Genomic DNA, 2180 nt, shown 5'->3' on the forward strand with positions numbered 1-2180 from the left:
TGTTGGACGAATGAAAATTGATGTAGATGAATTTGGAGATTTTTTAATTTCAAAAGGATTTGCCAAAGAAATTGGTCGTGGTTGGTCGTTACTTGATAAGTTTGATGAAAATATTGCTTATATTGAACGAGTGAAATTTTCAAAGTTTGAAGAAATGAAGTGTCGAATTGATTTTAATCCTAATAAAATTGGGACTTGGATAGATGACGATTTAAAAGCTTTTATTCATGAATTATTTGATGAGCCACATTTTAGTCGTGCTGATATTGCTTGCGATGTGTTTAATATTCCTAATGATTATATGCAGCAATATCGTTTAAATGATTCTGTAACTTTTAAGCCAATATATGGTCGTACGGGAGAGCTGGAGACGGCTTATTGGGGAGCGAGAAGTTCAGAAAGACAAGTACGGATGTATAATAAATATCTTGAGCAATCGAAAAAGAAAGAATATATCCCTGATGAAATTAGTTCATGGTGGCGAGTAGAAGTTCAGTTGAGAAGAACAAAATCAGATGAGTGGAATTCTGTTATTCATGAAACCTTAGAAAATTTTTGTTCGCCTTTTTATATACCTGAACATTTTTCTGTTACTGATGAAATTGCAATAAAAGGATTAATGAGTGATCAAAATTTATGGTCAAAATTATCAAAAAATTCAAAAACAAAATATAGAAATCTTGTTAGAAAAATTGTTAAAGAAGATGAATTAACAAAAGAACTTTTTAAATCTTTTGATGAATATCAGAATGAATTAAAAAGAGAATTAGATACATGGCTTCGTGGAATTGATGTAACAGGTGAATAATTTTATGTTTTTATCCTCGAGAGAGCCCGTCCAAAACTTGTTTTGGTATAACGGGCTATACCAAAATTAATTTGGTGTGTTGTAATTAATTTTGTTAGTATTTTTGTTAAAATTTGGGTATTAGATAAATAAAAAAATAGGAGTTGATGGTAAAGATGGCTAAAGATTTTGAAGATTATTTAACGAAAGAAGAAGGTAAGATGTTTTATTTTGCTTTTCTAGACGGAAAGACATTGGTTGGAAAATTAGAAAAAGTAAAACGATATAATTTTGTTGTAAAAAGAAAAGATAAAGCGATACATATTTTTAAATCAAGTTTGAAATATATGTATGAAGTGCCTGAAAAAGAATAATTTTTTTGCATGAACGAAGCGAATTCTTAAATTTTGTCAGAAATTTTTACATCAAAAAGCCCCCTGTCAAAACTGACGAAGGGGGTTTTTTCGCACGGTTTTTCGAAGAAAATAACACGACTTGAAAAGTGGTGTACAAGTGCGCCCTTTTGTTTTTAATCAGGGATTGGGATTTTCCCAAAATATAAAATTTAGGATTTGTACGTACAAAGACTGTGCTTGCTGTTACACGAACTTAATTTTTTTGAGATAGGTTTTGGAATTTAAATAGCTATCATAAGCTCATATTTGCGTTTTAAGACGTTTTAAATATATCTGCGTATAATTTTATGTGTTTTATCTTTTCGTCGGCAAATGCGTTGAAATTTGCGAAATAAAATATCTCAAGGGCGAACGTAGTGAGTGCATTTACCCTTGAGATATTTTTTGAGTAAATTAGCTTTGCTGAGCGAGGAAAAGGAAACACAAAACTTTTCAGAGGCAAGGGGTTTTTAAGGGGCGCTTTTAGCCACTTAAAGATTATTTGCTTTAAATAATCTTTAGTTTTAAAATTAGGTCAACGAAAAAAAGACAAAATAAAAAGCAGGCGACTTTGACGAGTCCCTGCTTCATGGAATAACAACTCTCCCTTGTTATTCATTCGAAAATTAGTATATCAAGTTTTAATTTTGAATACAAAACAAAATGGACGAATGGATACAGGCGAAATTTATTTTGCGATTCCACTCGTCCTTTTTTCGTTCCAAAAATTTTTTTTGAAAAAGGAGCGAAAAATAATTTATGCAGAAATTAATTAAGAACTGGGATTTTTTACCGACCCTTTCTAACAGGCGGTTAGTTTCCCATATTTTGGGAATTGAGTATAAAATGATGTGGTCAATTGATAGAATTACGATTGTTGGACGAATGAAAATTGATGTAGATGAATTTGGAGATTTTTTAATTTCAAAAGGATTTGCCAAAGAAATTGGTCGTGGTTGGTCGTTACTTGATAAGTTTGATGAAAATATTGCTTATAT

General features: G+C 30.8%; 2 protein-coding genes and 1 pseudogene. All 3 read left to right on the forward strand.

Going from position 1 to position 2180, the window contains the following annotated elements; genetic code table 11:
- A partial coding sequence (locus OW157_RS07590) for a replication protein (protein WP_268752791.1) occupies positions 1–808 on the forward strand: 808 nt, incomplete at its 5' end.
- Between the two features lie 155 nt (positions 809–963).
- Positions 964–1161, forward strand: a complete 198-nt coding sequence (locus OW157_RS07595) for a hypothetical protein (RefSeq protein WP_268752792.1) — start codon at positions 964–966, stop codon at positions 1159–1161.
- A 780-nt stretch (positions 1162–1941) separates the two neighbouring features.
- Positions 1942–2180 (forward strand): annotated as a pseudogene (locus OW157_RS07600) (replication initiation factor domain-containing protein); the annotation flags it as partial.

The sequence above is a fragment of the Aerococcus kribbianus genome (assembly GCF_026805545.1).
GTDB classification, from domain to species: Bacteria; Bacillota; Bacilli; order Lactobacillales; family Aerococcaceae; genus Aerococcus; species Aerococcus kribbianus.